Origin of the sequence: Streptomyces sp. NPDC048389 (assembly GCF_040706335.1) — a bacterium.
Taxonomy (GTDB): domain Bacteria; phylum Actinomycetota; class Actinomycetes; order Streptomycetales; family Streptomycetaceae; genus Streptomyces.
Genome location: NZ_JBEZKP010000005.1, coordinates 112,621 through 131,515 on the forward strand (window position 1 = coordinate 112,621; position 18,895 = coordinate 131,515).

The 18,895-nt window shown below is 68.2% G+C and carries 18 protein-coding genes, 3 tRNA genes and 1 pseudogene; 14 read left to right on the forward strand and 8 right to left on the reverse strand.

Annotated elements, in window-relative coordinates; translation table 11 throughout:
- The first annotated feature begins 336 nt into the window (after positions 1–336).
- On the forward strand, positions 337–711 hold the full coding sequence (locus AB0903_RS05935; RefSeq protein ID WP_366699407.1) for a winged helix-turn-helix domain-containing protein: 375 nt from the start codon (positions 337–339) through the stop codon (positions 709–711).
- Between the two features lie 228 nt (positions 712–939).
- Here the strand turns inward: AB0903_RS05935 and AB0903_RS05940 are convergent, their stop codons facing one another.
- Both AB0903_RS05940 and AB0903_RS05945 read right to left on the reverse strand, forming a co-directional pair.
- Positions 940–1,470, reverse strand: a complete 531-nt coding sequence (locus AB0903_RS05940) for a flavoprotein (protein WP_366699408.1) — start codon at positions 1,468–1,470, stop codon at positions 940–942.
- A gap of 29 nt (positions 1,471–1,499) precedes the next feature.
- On the reverse strand, positions 1,500–2,657 hold the full coding sequence (locus tag AB0903_RS05945) for a helix-turn-helix transcriptional regulator (RefSeq protein WP_366699410.1): 1,158 nt from the start codon (positions 2,655–2,657) through the stop codon (positions 1,500–1,502).
- A gap of 633 nt (positions 2,658–3,290) precedes the next feature.
- Between AB0903_RS05945 and AB0903_RS05950 the strand changes: the two genes are divergently transcribed.
- Positions 3,291–4,046, forward strand: a complete 756-nt coding sequence (locus AB0903_RS05950) for a phage Gp37/Gp68 family protein (RefSeq protein ID WP_366699412.1) — start codon at positions 3,291–3,293, stop codon at positions 4,044–4,046.
- Between the two features lie 2 nt (positions 4,047–4,048).
- On the opposite strand, the gene AB0903_RS05955 is transcribed toward AB0903_RS05950, so the two are convergent.
- The gene (locus AB0903_RS05955) at positions 4,049–5,149 is read right to left on the reverse strand and encodes a three-Cys-motif partner protein TcmP (RefSeq protein ID WP_366699413.1); all 1,101 of its coding nucleotides are present in this window, start codon (positions 5,147–5,149) and stop codon (positions 4,049–4,051) included.
- A 555-nt stretch (positions 5,150–5,704) separates the two neighbouring features.
- Here AB0903_RS05955 and AB0903_RS05960 point away from each other — a divergent pair.
- Positions 5,705–5,911 (forward strand): annotated as a pseudogene (locus tag AB0903_RS05960) (hypothetical protein); the annotation flags it as partial.
- Positions 5,912–6,430: 519 nt separating this feature from the next.
- Here AB0903_RS05960 and AB0903_RS05965 read toward each other — a convergent pair.
- The 3 genes from AB0903_RS05965 to AB0903_RS05975 form a co-directional block, all read right to left on the reverse strand.
- A complete protein-coding gene (locus AB0903_RS05965) occupies positions 6,431–6,553 on the reverse strand; it encodes a hypothetical protein (protein WP_366699415.1) in 123 nt (40 codons plus the stop codon).
- A 491-nt stretch (positions 6,554–7,044) separates the two neighbouring features.
- A complete protein-coding gene (locus AB0903_RS05970; RefSeq protein ID WP_366699417.1) occupies positions 7,045–7,701 on the reverse strand; it encodes an SDR family oxidoreductase in 657 nt (218 codons plus the stop codon).
- Between the two features lie 77 nt (positions 7,702–7,778).
- Positions 7,779–9,011 carry an amidohydrolase family protein gene (locus AB0903_RS05975; RefSeq protein ID WP_366699419.1) on the reverse strand — a complete coding sequence of 411 codons (1,233 nt, stop codon included), beginning with the start codon at positions 9,009–9,011 and terminating at the stop codon, positions 7,779–7,781.
- Between the two features lie 381 nt (positions 9,012–9,392).
- Between AB0903_RS05975 and AB0903_RS05980 the strand changes: the two genes are divergently transcribed.
- The 6 genes from AB0903_RS05980 (at position 9,393) to AB0903_RS06005 (ending at position 12,152) form a co-directional block, all read left to right on the forward strand.
- A tRNA-Thr gene (locus AB0903_RS05980) sits at positions 9,393–9,465 on the forward strand.
- A 46-nt stretch (positions 9,466–9,511) separates the two neighbouring features.
- Positions 9,512–9,584 (forward strand) — tRNA-Met (locus AB0903_RS05985).
- A gap of 118 nt (positions 9,585–9,702) precedes the next feature.
- Positions 9,703–9,867, forward strand: a complete 165-nt coding sequence (gene rpmG, locus AB0903_RS05990; protein ID WP_003956487.1) for a 50S ribosomal protein L33 — start codon at positions 9,703–9,705, stop codon at positions 9,865–9,867.
- A 122-nt stretch (positions 9,868–9,989) separates the two neighbouring features.
- Complete coding sequence (locus tag AB0903_RS05995) at positions 9,990–10,442, forward strand: MaoC family dehydratase N-terminal domain-containing protein (protein WP_366699420.1); 453 nt, start codon at positions 9,990–9,992, stop codon at positions 10,440–10,442.
- Complete coding sequence (locus tag AB0903_RS06000; RefSeq protein ID WP_366699422.1) at positions 10,442–10,870, forward strand: MaoC family dehydratase; 429 nt, start codon at positions 10,442–10,444, stop codon at positions 10,868–10,870. The genes AB0903_RS05995 and AB0903_RS06000 overlap by 1 nt, the downstream gene beginning before the upstream one ends.
- A 226-nt stretch (positions 10,871–11,096) precedes the next feature.
- On the forward strand, positions 11,097–12,152 hold the full coding sequence (locus tag AB0903_RS06005) for a UDP-N-acetylmuramate dehydrogenase (RefSeq protein ID WP_366699424.1): 1,056 nt from the start codon (positions 11,097–11,099) through the stop codon (positions 12,150–12,152).
- Positions 12,153–12,576: 424 nt separating this feature from the next.
- Here AB0903_RS06005 and AB0903_RS06010 read toward each other — a convergent pair whose 3' ends face one another.
- The gene (locus AB0903_RS06010) at positions 12,577–13,638 is read right to left on the reverse strand and encodes an adenosine deaminase (RefSeq protein WP_366699426.1); all 1,062 of its coding nucleotides are present in this window, start codon (positions 13,636–13,638) and stop codon (positions 12,577–12,579) included.
- Positions 13,639–13,830: 192 nt separating this feature from the next.
- Positions 13,831–15,057 carry a pyridoxal phosphate-dependent aminotransferase gene (locus AB0903_RS06015; RefSeq protein WP_366699428.1) on the reverse strand — a complete coding sequence of 409 codons (1,227 nt, stop codon included), beginning with the start codon at positions 15,055–15,057 and terminating at the stop codon, positions 13,831–13,833.
- 226 nt (positions 15,058–15,283) lie between these two features.
- Here AB0903_RS06015 and AB0903_RS06020 point away from each other — a divergent pair.
- From AB0903_RS06020 to rplA, 5 genes are all read left to right on the forward strand, one after another.
- Positions 15,284–15,356: transfer RNA gene (locus AB0903_RS06020), tRNA-Trp, on the forward strand.
- 108 nt (positions 15,357–15,464) lie between these two features.
- On the forward strand, positions 15,465–15,752 hold the full coding sequence (gene secE / locus AB0903_RS06025) for a preprotein translocase subunit SecE (RefSeq protein ID WP_366699430.1): 288 nt from the start codon (positions 15,465–15,467) through the stop codon (positions 15,750–15,752).
- A 73-nt stretch (positions 15,753–15,825) separates the two neighbouring features.
- Positions 15,826–16,701, forward strand: a complete 876-nt coding sequence (gene nusG / locus AB0903_RS06030; RefSeq protein ID WP_366699432.1) for a transcription termination/antitermination protein NusG — start codon at positions 15,826–15,828, stop codon at positions 16,699–16,701.
- 167 nt (positions 16,702–16,868) lie between these two features.
- Positions 16,869–17,303, forward strand: coding sequence for a 50S ribosomal protein L11 (gene rplK, locus AB0903_RS06035; RefSeq protein ID WP_005313632.1), 435 nt, complete (start codon positions 16,869–16,871; stop codon positions 17,301–17,303).
- Between the two features lie 103 nt (positions 17,304–17,406).
- Positions 17,407–18,135 carry a 50S ribosomal protein L1 gene (gene rplA, locus AB0903_RS06040; RefSeq protein WP_366699434.1) on the forward strand — a complete coding sequence of 243 codons (729 nt, stop codon included), beginning with the start codon at positions 17,407–17,409 and terminating at the stop codon, positions 18,133–18,135.
- Positions 18,136–18,895: the final 760 nt, after the last annotated feature.

Here is an 18,895-nt window from a genome sequence, read left to right on the forward strand (position 1 = left end):
ACGAGCAGGGGAGGCAACCGGCGCAGCGGGCGAGCCGCCGCGAAAGGGTTGGGGGTGCGCTGTTCTTCACGCGGAAGACCGCGTGGCCGCCTACTTGGCCGAGGAGAGGCGGCGTGATCCCCATTCAGTTGTCAAGGAACGGGCGCTTCCTTCGGACCCGTGTCAGCGGGCCCTCCGGGCGCAGGCTGCGGACGTGCCAGGCCCCAGCTGGCAGACGGAACCGGTTGAGATTGACCTAGGTCCATCATGTTCTAGGCAGGAAGTTACCTAGGTCTATCTGGGTCGTCAAGTGGCCTGGCCGAATCGAATTGACCTAGGCCGGTTACGCTCGAGGGCATGGAGAAGAGCCCTGGTACACCGCGCCCCACGGCCAAGGACATTGCTGCGGACATCCGCCGGCAGATCGTTAACGGAGACCTCGGCCCTGGCGACCAGTTGCGGGCAGCGCGCGACCTGGCCAAGGAGTACGGCGTGACTCTGGTCAAGGTGCAGAACGCCTACCGCGAGCTCGGGGAGGAAGGGCTCGTGATCTCTCAGCAGGGGCGAGGAACCTTCGTCATTGACCCAGCCCAGCCAGCTGATGACACACAACGTGCTGGGTCGGCGTTCCTCGCGCTCGCCGCTGAGATCAACGCGATGCACGAGACGATCCGACAGCTGGCTGAGCGTGTTGAACGTGTGGAGCGTGCGATGAACGCTGGCAACTCGTAGCTCGTTCGGTGACGGAGTGGACCCGCCTTGCCAGGCTGGCGACGTCGGTTTGCGCCCTGCGGAGACTCGCCGTTAGCAGGGCGTGCTGAGCGGGCGTGAGCGCCGTTCGGCCGTGGTGCTGCTCGAATGTCTTGGACATGTGAGACAGCTTGGGAGCGGAAACGATGATGGACCCGGACAGAGTGTCCGGGTCCATCATCGTTGCAGGCCAAACGTATTGACTACTCGTCACGTCATCGCTTGGTCCGCCGCGTCCAGAACAGCCGCCCAGGGAATCTGGCGCTCGGCCGGCCCTTCCCTTGGCTCGTACAGCGGCCACACATCGGGTCCGCAAACCAGGTGCACCTGTGCTTCCCGCAGAGCCGAGAGGTGTCGCTTCCAAGCCGGGTGCCGGGCGTGAGCAGCATTCACCCGCGGGAAGATGACGACGGGGAGACCTAGCGTCCCGAGGGCTTCGCCGACCTGTGTCAGAGCTTGATTGTCCGCGATGCCCGTCGCGATCTTGGCGACCGTGTTCGCGCTCGCGGGCGCGACGACATAGCAGTCAACCGGCGGGTGCGGACGGTCGTCGCCGGGCAGCCGAGATTCGTGGCGCACCGGCAGGCCGGTCGACTTTGCTAGCTGGTCGATTTCCCCGCTCGTTCGAAGCCAGTTAGCGGCGGTGGGTGTCAGGGTGACTGCCACCTGCCAACCGCGCTCGATCGCAGGTTCAACCAGTCCGGTGCGCAGTGTCTCCACACCGCCGGCCGCCGAAGCCACGACTCCGAGAACTCCCCGCTTGCCCGTACTCACTGCACCGCCCTGCATCGTTGGGCCATCACGAACACCTCGGACGAGCGGGCGCCAGCAGTCACGGGGGACTGCCTGGTCAGGTCCCGCAGCGTCTCGCGGACCCTCGGATTGTTCCGCACGAGCTGGGGCGACGTACGTTCGGCCGTGCGCAGTTCAGCGAACGCCTCGTCGCCATGCCCGGCCAGCGAGAGCGCGCGGGCGAAGTCGATCCGGTGCGAGACGCTGCGCTCTTGCGGCATGTGGTCCACGTTGATTCGGCCGTTCTCGACCACGTACGCGACGTTGTCGAGGTCCAGCTCGATGGACAGCCGGTGCAGGAGCACGTTGGTGGGGCCGAAGCCGGTCTGCCAGTAGTTCTCATCCGAGCCGAGTTCGTCCGCCAGCTCCTCGGCTCGGTCGAGCAGCCGGGTCGCTGTGGGGCGGTCCTGGTGGCGGGCGGCCGCCACGGCGGCGCGAAGGTGAATCATGCCGAGCAGGCTCAACGCGGACGGGTCGCTGTCCGCGACCCGCGGGGCGAGCCAGTTGGCCGTGGCGTCGCCCAGCTGCATCGCTGCCTCGTACCGGCCGTTGGCGAGTAGCGCGTGCGTGCCCGAGCGGGCGGCAGACGCCAGTACGAGCGGGTCGTCAGACGAGTCCGCTGCTTGCATGGCGCGCTCTGCCGCGAGCCATGAGATGTCGGACTCCCCGATCTTGGCCAGCGTCGTAGCGGCGAGGTGGTGCGTCCGGGCTGACACAGCCCAGCAGTCGTGACGATCCTCTCCGCGACGAGCGGCCCGGTCCTCCAACTCTTGCGCGGTCTGGAGCAGACCGGGCAGCGCCGCAATGACGCTTCCAAGTCGGCCGCTCTGGTAGTCGTTCCACGCCTTCTCGACTCGGATAGCGATCGGCGCGGGGGTGGGGAGTTGAGCCTCTGCCTCCGGACCGAAGAGGAGGCGCGAGAGTCGCCGCGGGCTCATCAGCGCGTCGCGCACGGCCGGCACGTCGTCTTGCTGCTTCTCGTCTTCCACGAGCGTGGTCTGACCGACCAGGTCTGCGAGCGGGACGCGCAGGATGCGCGCCAGCTCGGCGAGCATGTCGATGCGGGGCGGCTTGCGCCGGCCGGTCTCTGCCTTGGCCAGCCAGTCAGTACTACGGCCGACCAGCCCGGCCAACACCTCCTGCGTGTATCCGCGGCGCTTCCTGTAAAACGCGATTCGTTCTCCGATGCTGAGGTGATCTCCGAGACCACGCATAGGGTGTTGCCTCCCGCTGTCGAGTAGGGGCGTCTCTCACGGTACCGATGGACCGATGAAGCGGTGAGTTGTCTCAGCCCGTACCACACTCACCGTGTGGCGCTGAGCAGAGAAGGACCCGGACGGATTGTCTGGGCGTCATCAAGGGCGGGAATCGGACGTGAGCTCTGAGCGTGCGAATCACGAGTGATCTGGGGAAGGTAAGCCCCCTGAACAGCCGCAACGCAGGGTGAAGCGGTCCGGCGCATCCGCTCGGGAGGGCCGTTTGGGCACGGGGACGCCACAGTCCAGCGGCACGCCCGTCTCGGCGTGCACAGGCCAGCAGGGCGTGCCGAGCCACACGGGGGTGCCGTCCGGCCTGAGGCAACGTCACTGGTCAACGTCGCAGGCGCTCTCGCCCTCTGGCTTGTGCAGGTGATTGATCGTCACGGCCACAGCCTGCCCGGCACTCGCTTGTGGTGCCGCTGTGGGCGAGAAGTCGTTTCCACAGAGGTCCTGGAGCGTTGAAGATGGGGGAGTATGGGCGGAGCCCACGCGCTAGGGGATGGAGCCCAAATGGCAGATCGAAGCACCATCGAGTGGACTGAGGCCACATGGAACCCCACTACAGGCTGTGATCGCATTTCGAAGGGTTGCGATAACTGCTATGCCCTCGTTCTGGCGAAGAGGCTTAAGGCTATGGGCTCACAGAAGTACCAGAACGACGGAGATCCGCGTACATCTGGCCCTGGCTTCGGCCTCGCTATACACCCGGATGCTCTGAGGCTTCCGTACAGCTGGAAGTCGCCTAGAACTGTGTTCGTGAATTCAATGTCCGACCTGTTCCATGCGAGAGTTCCGGTCGCTTACATCAAGGACGTCTTTGAGGTAATGCGAGAGACTCCGCAACATACCTATCAGGTCCTGACCAAGCGCTCTCGGCGAATGCGGAACATTGGCGATCGAATTGATTGGCCGGAGAATGTTTGGATGGGAGTCACTGTCGAAAGTTCTGAATTTAAATTCCGCATTGAGGATCTACGGCAGACTCCAGCGCACGTCCGTTTTCTTTCCTGTGAGCCGTTGATTGGCCCTCTAGGGGCGGTTGATCTAAAAGGCATTGGATGGGTTATCGCGGGTGGCGAGTCAGGCAAGGGCCATCGTCCGATGGAAGAGTGCTGGGTGACTGCGCTTCGGGACCAGTGCACTCAGGATCAAGTGCCGTTCTTTTTCAAGCAGTGGGGCGGGTCAACCCCTAAGGCGGGGGGCAGGGTTCTTCAAGATCGCACCTGGGACGAGTACCCAACGGCTAAGTTTCGCGCCGGTGTGTGAGATCAGGGGAACGTTATCCACGTTCCACTTGGGAAACCACTTCGGCCGGGCCGCTCCACCTGGATGATTCCTTCCCTCTCGAGAGGGGTGAGCACTGGCTTCCGAAGATGGGTCTTCCTGTATGGCGTGTGAATCAGCGTGAACTGTTCCAGAGCCGTGATCGATACACGTTTTCCCGTATACCTTGCCAGGAGAGCCCGGCGTAGTGGGTCGGTGTCGACGGCTGATTCGGTGAAGAGAACGTCCTGGCCGGCCAGCCTGTCAGAGAACTGAAAGCCGCCACCGGCGTCAACTTTCCACATAGCGTCTTTCATCAACTCGACGCCCTTGACGTCGCGTGTCCCGTGGAACAGGTAGTAGCCGATGTGGCCCGTTTTGTTGATCATTGCGAATGATTGAACATACGGGAACTTGCAGACATCCGTAAGTTGTCGCTCATACAGATCATGCAAGAACTGCTGACGGCTCTGCCCGGGGGTAACATTTCCGACTTGTTTGTAGTCGGTAGTTCCGAATAGGTCCACCAGGTGGTGGTCTACGTTTCCAGCTGTCGCGAACCGGTTCACGTGGTCGACCATATAGTTGACGAACAGTTCGCAGCTTGAGAACGATAGCAGCTCTGCGAGCACACTCATTGGTAGCCCCGAGAATCCGAATGGATCGACAAAGGCAAAGGTGGGTGCCAGGCGGCGTTTTTGCGAACGAAGGTGTTCGATAAGGTTGGTTGCGGTCTCGGAAAATTCCGAGTTGATCAACTGGATCTTTACGTTTTCGGGCCAAGGTTGATGCGCCTCCTTGTACCCGGCGATCTGCTGGGTAAGGCTTTCAAAGCGATCTTTCTTGGCCTCGCAGAAGAAGAAAAGGAACTCGCACTTCATTTTACTGAAATAGCTATGAGCCAATAGTGTTTCGAGTGCGATTAGAGGGGATCCCGGCTCGCCAGACTGATAGCGTCCCGGCCCCGCGAAGCCGTCCAGGAATACAATCCTGCCGTTGTATGATGACAGGACGGGGAACCAGCCGCCCAGGTAGAACTTCAGAAGGTCATGCTTTGCCTTCGTGTGTGGGTCGAGTTGCCAAACGGTAGTCCTGGGCGCTGCCACGTGTCCCCCTCGACGTGTCGACATGCTCGGCAGCATTATGGTTGGGGCTGATGCCCAAACGCACGTCATATGTCAAAAAAAAGTCGGATCAGCACAGCGGCTCGACTGGATGTTCGAAATTGAGGTTCAGTGCTTGTCTCCGTCGGTCGGGCACGGATGGGGCGCGCGGCAGGCGGGATCAGCTTGGGGAGCCAGTTCTCAAGGGATAGCCGCACGCTGCGAGGCCGCCGAACTGCGCCACTGACCAGCGCCCATCTTTCCTGCGCTCGATAGGCGCGCTCATGCTGTCGCCCTCAGCCGAGCAGAGGTCGTTGGCCATGGAGCGGGGATGTCGCTCTTCGCTCGACCCAGATCAGGTCAATGCTCGCTCTAGCCGCATGGCCGGCGGAGCGGTGCCGAGACAGGAGCGTTTGAGCCTGGCGCTGGATGCGGGGCCGCGCGGCGAGCGAGCGAGCTCTCTAGAGCGAGTGGTGACGAGTCATTCTCGCGCCAGAGTGCCTTGCCGCGTTGCGAATCGGGTGTGCTCCGAAGCGGAGTCCGTCGCAGGGTGGGTACATGCCTGAGCCGCTTCCTGTGATCGTTTACCCGCCTTTGCCGACGGGCGGGCGACGCGTGCGCGTGGACGGCGAGATCTTGGGGCTCGCGCACTCGGACCGGGACCTGATCGAGTTTCTGCGGCGAGCGGGCCTCGCCGACGCTGACGAGTTGATCCTCAGCGATTCACTGCTGGTCGACTGGCGGGGCTGGCGGCCGCATGAGTACAGCGCGGTGCAGGAGCCACCCTCGGACAGCCCTTGGCAAGGTGTGTCCGGACTGTCCGGCTGTCCGGATAAGGATCTGACCAGCGCATACGGGCCGGACAGCTCTGAGAGCAGGTGTCCGGGGTGTCCGGTCAAAGACGGCTGCAACACCAGCCCGGATGTTGCAGCCTGTCGGCGCAGCCGACCCCTTGGGTCGTGTCGCCGGAGGCGACTCCTCTAGTGCTTCTCGGAGCCTGCCGTGGACGAGACGTGGACGGCAGGTCCGCGCACCGCTTGCACTGCCAGCTCCGCCGCAGGCCAGAAGGGGTACAAGCACACGAACAACAGACGTCTGTAAATCCGTCGGCTTAGCCTACCCAGGTTCGAATCCTGGCGCCGCCACGCGAAGAGATGGCCCCTGATCTGCGGAAACGCAGGCCAGGGGCCATCGTCGTACGCCGGGTCCGGCACAGCATGGATGCGCCCGGTCGGGCCAGCCCGGCGCGCCGGCCCGGTGCAGCCCGCAGCCGGTGCGCGACCGTCAGCCGGGCAGGCGGAAGGCGAGTTCGATCTCCCATTTCGACATGTCCGGCTCCACCCGGGGGCCGGTCCGACAGGACTCGGTTCGGCACCCCCAGTGCTCGACGCCGTCGACGACGGTCATGCCCCGTTCCGGCCCCTCCCGCGCCGCCCATTCACGCGTCGCGGTGACGACGCCGCCGAGCCGGGCCGGTGACCGGTGTGGACGGCGGTCGCGCAGCGGCCCGGCGGCAGGACGGCCACGTCGATGTCGCCTTCCGGCTCCGGCGCGGCCAGGACGGGTACGCCGGCCTCCACCACTGACTGGCCGTCCGTGTCGACGGTGGTGTGGCGGAAGAGAAGAACGGGGCTCCCACGAGCTCGGCGCCCTTGTCCGCCGGCCAGTTGACCGGTTCGGGCAGCCGGTCATCAGGGCGAACCCGTCCATCCGTACCGAACCGCGGACGTAGCCGTAGAGCCGCTCCTGGTGCTCCACTACCACCGGCCGGACCTGCTGTGTGTGATTGCTCATGAATGACCTCGAGAACCTCAGGGCTCTCAGGAACCTCGCGGACGACAGGAGTTCGTCGGCGCCGTCGAGGCCGGACGCCGAACGGCGGGCCGTGAACGCCTGTTTCAGTTCCCCGCGACGCCCTTCACCGCCACGCTGACCGGTGTCGAACCGCTGATCAGCTCCAGCGTCAGCCCCGCCGTGGCCGGTGTGTCCACCATCTCCGCGAGCACCGCCGCCACATCGTCCCGCGGCACCGGACCGCGTCCCGTCGACGCCTCCAGGCGCACCAGCCCCGTGCCCGCGTCGTTCGTGAGCTGACCCGGCCGCAGAACGGTCCAGTCGAGGCCGCTCCTGCCGCGCACGTAGTCGTCGGCCGCGCCTTTGGCCCGCAGGTACACGTCGAAGACGTCGTCGCCCTCGTGCCCGGCGTCCGCGCCCATCGACGAGACGACGATGTAGCGCCGTACGCCCGCTCGTTCGGCCGCGTCGGCGAAGAGCACCGCCGCTCCGCGGTCCACCGTGTCCTTGCGTTCGGTGCCGCTGCCCGGGCCCGCTCCCGCGGCGAACACCGCGGCACCCGCCCCGTGCAGCACGGCCGCGACCTCCTCCACGGAGGCCGTTTCCAGATCGAGGAGTACCGGTTCGGCTCCGGCCGCCCGCAGGTCGTCGCCCTGGTCGCGGTTGCGGATGATGCCGGCGACCTCGTGGCCGGCGGCGGCGAGCAGCCGCTCGAGACGGAGGGCGATCTGACCATGTCCACCAGCGATGACAATGCGCATGTCTACGACCGTACGTCCGAAGCCCGCTTCCCGCTCAGGTATCGGCCCACCGGGCCCGGCCGGGGATGGACACGGCGTCACGGGCTCGCGTCGGGCCGTCCCTGGTGCGGCAGTTCGAGCGCCACCGTCGCCGCCGAGTCGCAGTACTCGCGTACCGCGCTCGTCCGTGCCACCACTCGCCCCCGGTGGATGACGATCCGGCTGTACGCGAGTGACAACACGCCCGCGATCCCTTCCCCCCGGACCGCGAGCAGCTCGGCGGGAAAGCCGGCCTCGACCCGCACCTCCGGCAGCCCCATCACCGCGCGGGCCGTGCCGGCCACGCAGTCGTACGCCTCCGAGGGCCGCATACCGGCCTGGGAGGACAGGAGATAGGCGGCCTCCAGCGGGTCCCCGCGTCCCACCGGGTTGCTCAGGTCCCGCAGCGCCCCGCTGCCCGCCGCGACCCGCACGCCCGCCGCCCGCAGCAGCCGTACCGGCGCGTTGCCGCGCTGCTCCACGCCGGCGCAGCCGCCCTGGGGCAGGGAGACGACGGCGACGCCCGCCGCCGCGAGCCGGTCGGCGGTCCGGGACGCGATGTCCGCGGGCAGCCTGGCCAGGCCGGCGCAGGGCCCGACGGTCACGCCGGGCCGCAGCCCGCCCGCCATGGCGGCGAGCCGCGCCAGCCGTGCCGGGTCGTCCCCGTGGGTGTGCAGGTCGACGGGGCACCCGTACTCGGCGGCGATCTCGAGGAGGGCCTCCACGTACCCGGTGGGGTCGGGGTCCGCGTCGGGGCAGCCGCCCACCACGCCGGCGCCCATCTTCAGCGCGTCCCGGAGGACGGCCAGGCCGTCGGCGCCGGCGACGCCCGTCAGCAGCCTGGGTACGGCGACGGCCGTCAGCTCGGCGAGTCCGAGCAGCGAGCGGCGGGCCTGCAGCACCGCTTCGAGCGGACCGAGACCCTGCACGTCGCCGATCCGTACGTGCGAGCGCAGCGCCGTCGCCCCGTGGCCCAGTTGCAGGAGCGCGGCCTCGGTGGCACGCCGCTGGATGTCGTGCCTGTCGTACGGGACGGGTCCCGGGGAGTCGGCGCTGAGCGCCGTGTCGCCGTGGAGGTGCGGCTCCGCGGGGGCGGGCAGTAGCAGGAAGCCCGTCAGGTCCACCCGGGAGGAGGGCGGCGGGAGGGAGCCCGCGGTGCCGACCGCCTCGATGCGGCCGCCGCTGAGCCGTACGTCGACCGTCCGGCCGTCCGTGAGCCTCGCACCGCAGAGCAGCAGCGCGGTGGAGTCCGCGGTGGCCCCGCCAGGGGGCTGCGGCTGGCTGTCGGGCATCGCGCTCCTGCGTGGGGCGGTCGGACTCTGGCGGCGTTCACGCACTGCCCGGGTGGCGTCTCCACTTCCCGGGCGGTGTGGAGCCCGTGGCGTGGGAGCCGGAGGGGGTCACACAGCGTGAGTCGAGCGTAGGGGCGCTCGCGGTGCGCTTCGAGGAGGAGCGCAATAGTCGTACCGGTGCGGTCGCGCGCGGGGAACGGGCCCGGCGAGGCCGCCGGTACGAGGCGGGCGGGTGGCGTGCGACGTGCGCGGTCGGCGGGGTGACGGTGGATCGACACGTCGGGAGTGCCATGGTTGAGCGCAGGGCCGGAAGGGGCCCGCCGGGCGCACCGAAACGGATTTGGGCGAACGGCCGCGGAGCGTGTAATGTCTTCATCGCTCGCCCCAATAGCTCAGTCGGCAGAGCGTCTCCATGGTAAGGAGAAGGTCTACGGTTCGATTCCGTATTGGGGCTCTGATGTAGGTGATCCTCGCCTTCGGGCGGGGTGAACCGACATCGCAGCGGTGTAGCTCAGTCGGTAGAGCAAGCGGCTCATAATCGCTGTGTCACCGGTTCAAGTCCGGTCACCGCTACACTCAGTAGCCGATTGTGGGGTCGGTCCTCCGGTCGGCTACTCTTTTATGCGCCCCCATGGCCTTTGCGGCATGGGTGGTGCCCCATCCGTCCATCGTCCGTCCAAGGAGCACTCACGTGGCTGCCACCGACGTCCGCCCGAAGATCACGCTGGCCTGCGTGGAGTGCAAGGAGCGGAACTACATCACCAAGAAGAACCGGCGTAACAACCCGGACCGTCTTGAGATGAAGAAGCACTGCCCGCGCTGCAACTCGCACACGGCGCACCGCGAAACTCGCTGAAACAGGCTCGTATACGAGGCCGTCCCCTTTGGGGGCGGCCTCGTGTCGTTTGTCGTGGGCCGTCGATCACGGCGCCCTGCCGGCATTCACATGGTGATCAACATTCAGGAGGGAGCCAGTCCATGGCGCTCGACCAGTCGTTCGTGGGGCGGACTTATCCGCCCACCGCGCCGTACGAAGTGGGCCGGGAAAAGATCCGCGAGTTCGCCGCGGCGGTGGGGGACGTGAATCCCGCCCACACCGACGCGGAGGCGGCCAGGGCGCTCGGTCACCTCGATGTGATCGCTCCTTTGACCTTCGCTTTCACGATCACCTTCAAGGCCGCCGAGCAGGTCGTCCAGGACCCGCAGTTGGGACTGGACTACAGCCGCGTGGTGCACGGCGACCAGAAGTTCGCGTACCGGCGCCCCGTACGCGCGGGGGACCGGCTGACGGTCACCTCGACCATCGAGGCAATCAAGTCCCTCGCGGGCAACGACATCCTGGACATCCGCGGTGACGTGCACGACGAGACCGGTGGACTCGTCGTGACCGCGTGGACGAAGCTGGTGGCCCGCGCCGCCGAGGAGGCGTGATGGCATCGAAGATCGCTTACGCGGACGTCGAGGTCGGCACCGAACTGCCGGCGCAGAGCTTCCCCGTGACCCGGGCCACATTGGTGCAGTACGCGGGCGCGTCCGGTGACTTCAATCCGATCCACTGGAACGAGAAGTTCGCCACCGAGGTCGGTCTGCCGGACGTCATCGCCCACGGCATGTTCACCATGGCGGAGGCGGCCCGTGTCGTGACCGACTGGGTCGGCGACCCGGGCGCGGTCGTCGAGTACGGGGTGCGGTTCACCAAGCCTGTCATCGTCCCCAACGACGACAAGGGCGCGCTGATCGAGGTGAGCGCCAAGGTCGCGGCGAAGCTGGACGACAACCGGGTCCGCGTGGACCTCGTGGCGACCAGCGGCGGCCAGAAGGTGCTGGGCATGTCCCGCGCGGTGGTCCGGCTCGCCTGACGGGCCTGACGGGCCTGACGGACGGCGTGAGCGGCGTGAGGTGAACGGCAGCAGGTAAGGGGCGCCCCTCCATGGACGGGCGCCCCTTACCTGCTGCCCGTCCGGCCACGCGCCCCGGCAGATCCGCGACTCGCCCGCTACGGCGCCCCGGCCGTGATCCGACCCTCGCCCCCACCGTCCGCGGCCCCGCCCGAGGGGGAGGGTCACGGACCGTACTCTTGTCCCCGTGCAGGAACTTCACGACGCCCCCCTCGCCCCCCTGACCACCTTCCGGCTCGGCGGCCCCGCGACCCGTCTCGTGGTTGCCGCCACCGACGACGAGGTGATCGCCGCCGTGCGCGAGGCGGACACGGCCGGCACGCCGCTGCTGATCATCGGCGGCGGCAGCAACCTGGTCATCGGCGACAAGGGCTTCGACGGCACCGCGCTGCGCATCGCGACCCGCGGTGTCCACCTGCGTGGGACCGGCCTGGAGCTGGCAGCGGGGGAGACCTGGACCGACGCGGTGGCCCGTACCGTCGAGGCCGGCCTCTGCGGGGTCGAGTGCCTCGCCGGGATCCCCGGTTCCGCGGGAGCGACCCCGATCCAGAACGTCGGTGCGTACGGCCAGGAGGTCGCCACGACGATCACCGAGGTCGTCGCGTACGACCGCCGCATCGGAGAAACGGTCGTCCTGCCGAACACCGACTGCGGCTTCGCCTACCGGCACAGCCGCTTCAAGCAGGACCCCGACCGCTACGTCGTGCTACGCGTCCGCTTCGAGCTGGAGGACGCGGGCGGCCTGTCCGCACCCGTGAAGTACGCCGAGACCGCCCGTGCGCTCGGGATCGAGGTGGGCGACCGCGTCCCGGTCGAGGCCGCACGCGAGACCGTGCTCCGGCTGCGCGCGGGCAAGGGCATGGTCCTGGACGCCGACGACCACGACACCTGGTCGGCCGGCTCCTTCTTCACCAACCCGATCCTCACCGCGGCCGAGTACGAGACCTTCCTCGTCCGCGTACGCGACCGGCTCGGCGACGCGGTCGCCCCGCCCGCCTACCCCGCGGGCGACGGCCGCACGAAGACCTCGGCCGCCTGGCTGATCGACAAGGCCGGTTTCGGCAAGGGGTACGGCTCCGGGCCGGCCCGGATCTCGACCAAGCACACGCTCGCTCTCACCAACCGGGGCCAGGCAACCACCGAGGATCTGCTGGCCCTGGCCCGAGAGGTCGTGGCCGGAGTGCGTGACGCCTTCGGCGTGACGCTGGTCAACGAGCCGGTGACGGTCGGCGTCAGCCTGTAGACCGCTTCGACGGCGCCGGTCTCCACCGGCGGCATCGCCCGGCAGGCGTCCGCCCCAACGGGCGACGCCGACGCCCTGCTGGAGCGTCGTCCCGGTCAGGGGCCATGGGGCGTGCGGCATGGGCCATGAGTCACGGGCCATGAGTCACGGGCCATGAGTCACGGGCCATGGGTCACGGGTCATGGACGTCGCGCCGGGCCACAGGCCGGCCGTATCAGCCCTGCTGCCGACACGCACGCCGCCGCGTTCCTGCCGACGGGCGCTTGGGCACATCGCGCCTTCGCGTACGAGATGCCCCTGGGCCTCAGGCCGCCGCGGCCCCGCGACGTGGTCGCCGCCGTACGCGCGCACCCTGCCGCCGGGCATTCACCGTCGCCGACGCCCGCGCCGGGCATCAGATTGCCGAGTCTCGGACCGCCGGGCCTCAGGCCGCCGGGCCCGCCAGCCAGTCGTCCACCCCCGAGAGCAGCTTCTCCTTGGTCTCCTGCGGCGCCGCCGAACCCCGCACCGACTGACGGGCGAGGTCCGCCAGCTCCGCGTCCGTGAAGCCGTGGTGTTCGCGCGCCAGCTCGTACTGCGCCGCCAGGCGGGAACCGAACAGCAGCGGGTCGTCGGCGCCGAGGGCCATCGGGACACCGGCCTCGTACAGAGTCCGCAGCGGCACGTCCTCCGGCTTCTCGTACACCCCGAGCGCCACGTTCGACGCGGGACACACCTCGCAGGTGATGCCCTTCTCGGCGAGCTTGCGCAGCAGCCGCGGGTCCTCCGCCGCCCGGACGCCGTGCCCGATGCGGGAGGCGCGCAGATCGTCCAGGCAGTCCCGTACGGACGCGGGGCCGGTCAGCTCGCCGCCGTGCGGCGCCGCCAGCAGCCCGCCCTCACGCGCGATGGCGAACGCGCGGTCGAAGTCCCGGGCCATGCCCCGCCGTTCGTCGTTGGACAGCCCGAAACCGACGATGCCCCGGTCCGCGTAGCGCACCGCGAGGCGGGCGAGGGTCCGGGCGTCCAGCGGGTGCTTCATCCGGTTCGCCGCGACCAGGACGCGCATCCCCAGCCCGGTCTCCCGCGAGGCGGTGTCCACGGCGTCGAGGATGACCTCCAGCGCCGGGATCAGCCCTCCGAGCCGGGGCGCGTACGAGGTCGGGTCGACCTGGATCTCCAGCCAGCCCGAGCCGTCCCTGATGTCCTCCTCGGCCGCCTCGCGGACCAGCCGCTGGATGTCCTCCGGATCGCGCAGGCAGGAGCGGGCCATGTCGTACAGGCGCTGGAAGCGGAACCAGCCGCGCTCGTCCGTGGCGCGCAGCTTCGGGGGCTCGGCGCCGGTCAGCGCCTCCGGGAGGTGCACGCCGTGCTTGTCGGCGAGCTCCAGCAGGGTGTCGGGGCGCATCGACCCGGTGAAATGCAGGTGCAGATGGGCCTTCGGCAGCAGGCTGACGTCTCGTACGTACGGGGGGTTCGGGGGGTGTCCACCTGAAGAGTGCAGCATTCATGGATCCTGCCGCACGGACCCCGCCCCGGGCAGCCCCTTTCCCGATCGGGTTCTTGCCCGAACGCGAAAACGGGCGGCCGGGGCGAACGCGGAAACGGGCGGCGGGGACGGCAGACGCGGCGGCCCGAGAACGCCGGAGCGGCGCCTCCCCGTCAAGGGAGACGCCGCTCCGAACCGGCGCGGACCGCTCTATGCCTTCGCCTCTGCCAGCAGCTTCTGGATCCGGGACACGCCCTCGACCAGGTCCTCGTCGCCCAGCGCGTACGAGAGGCGCAGATAGCCCGGGGTGCCGAACGCCTCGCCCGGGACGACAGCGACCTCCACCTCGTCGAGGACCAGGGCGGCGAGCTCCACGGAGGACTGCGGACGCTGTCCGCGGATCTCCTTGCCCAGCAGCCCCTTCACCGACGGGTACGCGTAGAACGCGCCCTCGGGCTCCGGGCACACGACGCCGTCGATCTCGTTGAGCATCCGCACGATCGTCTGGCGGCGGCGGTCGAAGGCGGTGCGCATCTCGGCGACGGCGTCCAGGCTGCCGGAGACCGCGGCCAGCGCCGCGACCTGCGCCACGTTGGAGACGTTGGACGTGGCGTGCGACTGGAGGTTGGTCGCGGCCTTGACGACGTCCTTCGGGCCGATGATCCACCCGACCCGCCAGCCGGTCATCGCGTAGGTCTTGGCGACACCGTTGACGACGACGCACTTCTCGCGCAGGGCCGGAACGAGGGCGGGCAGCGAGGTGAACTTCGCGTCGCCGTAGACCAGGTGCTCGTAGATCTCGTCGGTCAGCACCCACAGGCCGTGCTCGGCGGCCCACTCGCCGATCGCGCGCGCGTCGGCCTCGCTGTAGACGGCGCCGGTCGGGTTGGACGGCGAGACGAAGAGGACGACCTTGGTCCGCTCCGTGCGCGCGGCATCCAGCTGCTCCACGGAGACGCGGTAGCCCGTGGTCTCGTCGGCCACGACCTCGACCGGGACGCCGCCGGCGAGCCGGATCGACTCGGGGTACGTGGTCCAGTACGGCGCCGGGACGATGACCTCGTCACCCGGGTCGAGGATCGCGGCGAACGCCTCGTAGATCGCCTGCTTGCCGCCGTTGGTCACCAGGATCTGGGCCGGGTCCACCTCGTAGCCGGAGTCGCGGAGCGTCTTCTCCGCGATGGCCTTCTTCAGCTCGGGCAGACCGCCGGCCGGTGTGTAGCGGTGGTACTTCGGGTTTCGGCAGGCTTCGACGGCAGCCTCGACGATGTAGTCGGGGGTGGGGAAGTCGGGCTCGCCGGCGCCGAAGCCGATCACCGGACGCCCGGCGGCCTTGAGGGCCTTGGCCTTGGCGTCGACGGCGAGGGTCGCGGACTCGGAGATCGCGCCGATGCGCGCGGAGACCCGGCGCTCGGTGGGAGGGGTTGCAGGGCTCATACGGCCCATGCTCCCAGACGGCAATCAGCGGTGGCACGCAGGTTTCGAGGAGCGGACAGAACCGGTCAACGGTGGTCCGCCCGGCTGCCCGGAAACAGACCCGGGGCTTTGTGTTCGACGCCGGGCCTGGGAACACGTACACTCACTGGCTGTTGGCCCTCATCAGCCACGTCCGAGCCGGGCACTTAGCGCACCCGGGCGGATGCGGTAGGTTGGGGAACCACAAAGGGTCGTAGCTCAATTGGTAGAGCACTGGTCTCCAAAACCAGCGGTTGGGGGTTCAAGTCCCTCCGGCCCTGCTACACACACTGCGCCTCGCTGTGTGCGCATGAAGGTATTTTCTATGCACAGCCGTGCGGCTCATCCGGACGCGGCACGGCCACGACCCGGGAATCAGGTGAGAGATCGTGACGGACGCCGTAGGCTCCATCGACATGCCTGATGCCGAGGACGAGAACCCCGAGTCGAAGAAGAAGGCCCGCAAGGGCGGCAAGCGCGGCAAGAAGGGCCCGCTCGGTCGCCTTGCGCTCTTCTACCGTCAGATCGTCGCCGAGCTGCGCAAGGTCGTCTGGCCGACTCGCAATCAGCTGACGACGTACACCACAGTAGTGATCATCTTCGTCGTGATCATGATCGGTATCGTGCTCGCGCTCGACTTCGGCTTCCAGGAAGTCGTCAAGTACGTCTTCGGCTGATCCGCGGAGGGCGCCGGACCCGGCGCCCCTTTCGCATGTTCCACCCATCTGTATCCAGGAAGAAGCAGCCACCGTGTCTGACCCGAACCTGAACGACGCCGACCGTTCCGGCGAGAGCTTCGAGTCCGCCGAGGACGAGCTCGACATCGTCGAGGCGGCGGACGCCGTGGAGCCGGACCAGGCCGAGGCTGCCGACTCCGTGGCCGGCGAGCCGGCCGAAGACGAGGCTCTGCACGCCGAGAGCGTCGACGAGGCCGGTGACGAGGCTGCGGAGTCCTCGGACGCGGTCACGCAGGATGCCGAAGAGGCCGAAGAGGAGCCGGCGGCCCCCGCCGATCCCATCGAGGCTCTCCGCGAAGAGCTCCGCGGCCTCCCGGGCGAGTGGTACGTGATCCACACCTACGCCGGCTACGAGAAGCGCGTGAAGGCCAACCTGGAGCAGCGCGCCGTCTCGCTCAACGTCGAGGACTTCATCTACCAGGCCGAGGTCCCCGAGGAAGAGATCGTCCAGATCAAGAACGGCGAGCGCAAGAACGTCCGGCAGAACAAGCTGCCCGGTTACGTGCTCGTCCGCATGGACCTGACGAACGAGTCCTGGGGAGTCGTCCGCAACACCCCTGGTGTCACCGGCTTCGTGGGCAACGCCTACGACCCGTACCCGCTGACCCTGGACGAGATCGTCAAGATGCTCGCCCCCGAGGCCGAGGAGAAGGCCGCCCGCGAGGCCGCAGAGGCCGAGGGCAAGCCGGCTCCGGCCCGCAAGGTCGAGGTCCAGGTGCTGGACTTCGAGGTCGGCGACTCGGTCACCGTCACCGACGGTCCGTTCGCGACGCTGCAGGCCACGATCAACGAGATCAACGCCGACTCGAAGAAGGTCAAGGGCCTCGTCGAGATCTTCGGCCGCGAGACCCCGGTCGAGCTGAGCTTCGACCAGATTCAGAAGAACTAGCTCCTTCTGGACACACGGCTTCCGAACAGGTCAGACCGCCTCTCGCAGGTTGTCTGACCTGCTCGGTTTTTGGCCGCGCATGGATACCCGTTATCGTTGCGCGGTATGCCTCCATCCGGATGATCGGATGGCAGGCGGAACACTCTCACTAGGACCCGGAGAGAGCAATGCCTCCCAAGAAGAAGAAGGTCACGGGGCTTATCAAGCTCCAGATCCAGGCCGGTGCGGCCAACCCGGCTCCGCCGGTCGGCCCCGCACTGGGTCAGCACGGCGTCAACATCATGGAGTTCTGCAAGGCTTACAACGCCGCGACCGAGTCGCAGCGTGGCATGGTCGTGCCGGTGGAGATCACGGTCTACGAGGACCGTTCCTTCACCTTCATCACCAAGACTCCGCCGGCCGCCAAGCTGATCCTCAAGGCCGCGGGTGTGGACAAGGGCTCCGGCGAGCCGCACAAGACCAAGGTCGCCAAGCTGACGGCCGCCCAGGTCCGCGAGATCGCCACCACGAAGCTCCCCGACCTGAACGCCAATGACCTCGACGCCGCGTCGAAGATCATTGCCGGCACCGCCCGTTCCATGGGCATCACGGTCGAGGGCTGACAGCCCCTTCGCGACGTCCCGCACCGCGGACGCCGCAGCCCCAGTGGTAGGACCAAGCGCTGGTCCGCACCACGACTCCACGCTCAACACACCAGGAGCAGAAGTGAAGCGCAGCAAGACTCTCCGCGCTGCGGACGCCAAGATCGACCGGGAGCGCAGCTACGCCCCGCTCGAGGCCGTCCGTCTCGCCAAGGACACCGCAGCCACCAAGTTCGACGGCACCGTCGAGGTCGCCTTCCGTCTGGGCGTTGACCCGCGTAAGGCCGACCAGATGGTCCGTGGCACCGTCAACCTTCCGCACGGCACCGGCAAGACCGCCCGGGTCCTGGTCTTCGCGACCGGTGACCGTGCTGCGGCCGCGGAAGCCGCGGGCGCCGACATCGTCGGCTCCGACGAACTGATCGACGAGATCTCCAAGGGCAACCGCCTGAACGAGTTCGACGCGGTCGTCGCCACCCCGGACCTCATGGGCAAGGTCGGCCGGCTCGGCCGCGTGCTCGGTCCGCGTGGTCTGATGCCGAACCCGAAGACCGGCACCGTCACGATGGACGTCGCCAAGGCCGTCACCGAGATCAAGGGCGGCAAGATCGAGTTCCGCGTCGACAAGCACTCGAACCTGCACTTCATCATCGGCAAGGTCTCCTTCGACGAGACGAAGCTGGTCGAGAACTACGCGGCGGCGCTGGAGGAGATCCTGCGTCTGAAGCCGTCCGCCGCGAAGGGCCGCTACATCAAGAAGGCGACCCTGACCACGACGATGGGCCCCGGCATCCCGCTGGACTCCAACCGCACCCGCAACCTCCTCGTCGAGGAGGACCCGGCCGCGGTCTGAGACCGACGTCCAGGGCCCTGACGGGTTCGCGTGCCTGACCGGCCCCCGCCGCTCCTCGGAGTGGCGGGGGCCGGTCTTGTTCTCTTCCCTGCCGGCCCACACCGAGAAGTCCGGCATCGAGGGCTGCGGCATCGAGGTCCGGGGCGACAAGGACGTTGCGGTCGGCGAGGACACCGTCCGGTGTGGATGGACAGAGGCATGGACAGCCCGATTGGGCACCATCGAGATGGTGGCGAACTACTCGGACTACGGTCTTGAGGCCCCGGTCGAGACGCCGTCGGCGAGCGAGACGTTCGCCTTCGCACGGATGCTGGAGGGCTTCGGCAAGGAGTTCGGCGCCGGCGGTGCGGACGGCGCGGCGGGAGGCGCGGAGGGTGCGGCCAGCGGTGCGGAGGGTGCGGCCGGAGGCGCGGAGGGTGCGGCGGTGCGGACGGCGCGGCGGCGCGGCGGTGCGGCGGGAGGCCCGGACGGCGCGGCTGCGGGGGCGGCGCGGCGGAGGCCCGGAGGCTGCGGCTGCGGGGGCTCCGGGCGGTGCCCGTGCCGCCTGGCGAAGGCCGCGGATGACCCGATTTGCCTGAGCGGGACCCGCTCCCGTAGTCTTCCGAGGAAGCCAAAGACCGCTGGTCGTTGCCGTGCTCTCTTCCGAGGGTCCGGTGGCCGAAGGATCCGCTCAGCAGCGGACGACCCGCGCAGGTGCCTTGAGGACAAGCTCCCGGAAGTGATTCCGGTCGAGCTCAGCCCCGTGCGCCTGCGCCGGGGC

What these genes read in the sequence shown, in the direction of transcription:
- AB0903_RS05935 (WP_366699407.1), top strand. Translation starts at nt 337, where the DNA reads ATGGAGAAGAGCCCTGGTACACCGCGCCCCACGGCCAAGGACATTGCT.
- AB0903_RS05950 (WP_366699412.1), top strand. Translation starts at nt 3,291, where the DNA reads ATGGCAGATCGAAGCACCATCGAGTGGACTGAGGCCACATGGAACCCC.
- AB0903_RS05965 (WP_366699415.1), bottom strand. Translation starts at nt 6,553, where the DNA reads ATGACCGTCGTCGACGGCGTCGAGCACTGGGGGTGCCGAACCGAGTCC.
- AB0903_RS05970 (WP_366699417.1), bottom strand. Translation starts at nt 7,701, where the DNA reads ATGCGCATTGTCATCGCTGGTGGACATGGTCAGATCGCCCTCCGTCTC.
- AB0903_RS05975 (WP_366699419.1), bottom strand. Translation starts at nt 9,011, where the DNA reads ATGCCCGACAGCCAGCCGCAGCCCCCTGGCGGGGCCACCGCGGACTCC.
- AB0903_RS05995 (WP_366699420.1), top strand. Translation starts at nt 9,990, where the DNA reads ATGGCGCTCGACCAGTCGTTCGTGGGGCGGACTTATCCGCCCACCGCG.
- AB0903_RS06000 (WP_366699422.1), top strand. Translation starts at nt 10,442, where the DNA reads ATGGCATCGAAGATCGCTTACGCGGACGTCGAGGTCGGCACCGAACTG.
- AB0903_RS06010 (WP_366699426.1), bottom strand. Translation starts at nt 13,638, where the DNA reads ATGCTGCACTCTTCAGGTGGACACCCCCCGAACCCCCCGTACGTACGA.
- AB0903_RS06015 (WP_366699428.1), bottom strand. Translation starts at nt 15,057, where the DNA reads ATGAGCCCTGCAACCCCTCCCACCGAGCGCCGGGTCTCCGCGCGCATC.
- rplK (WP_005313632.1), top strand. Translation starts at nt 16,869, where the DNA reads ATGCCTCCCAAGAAGAAGAAGGTCACGGGGCTTATCAAGCTCCAGATC.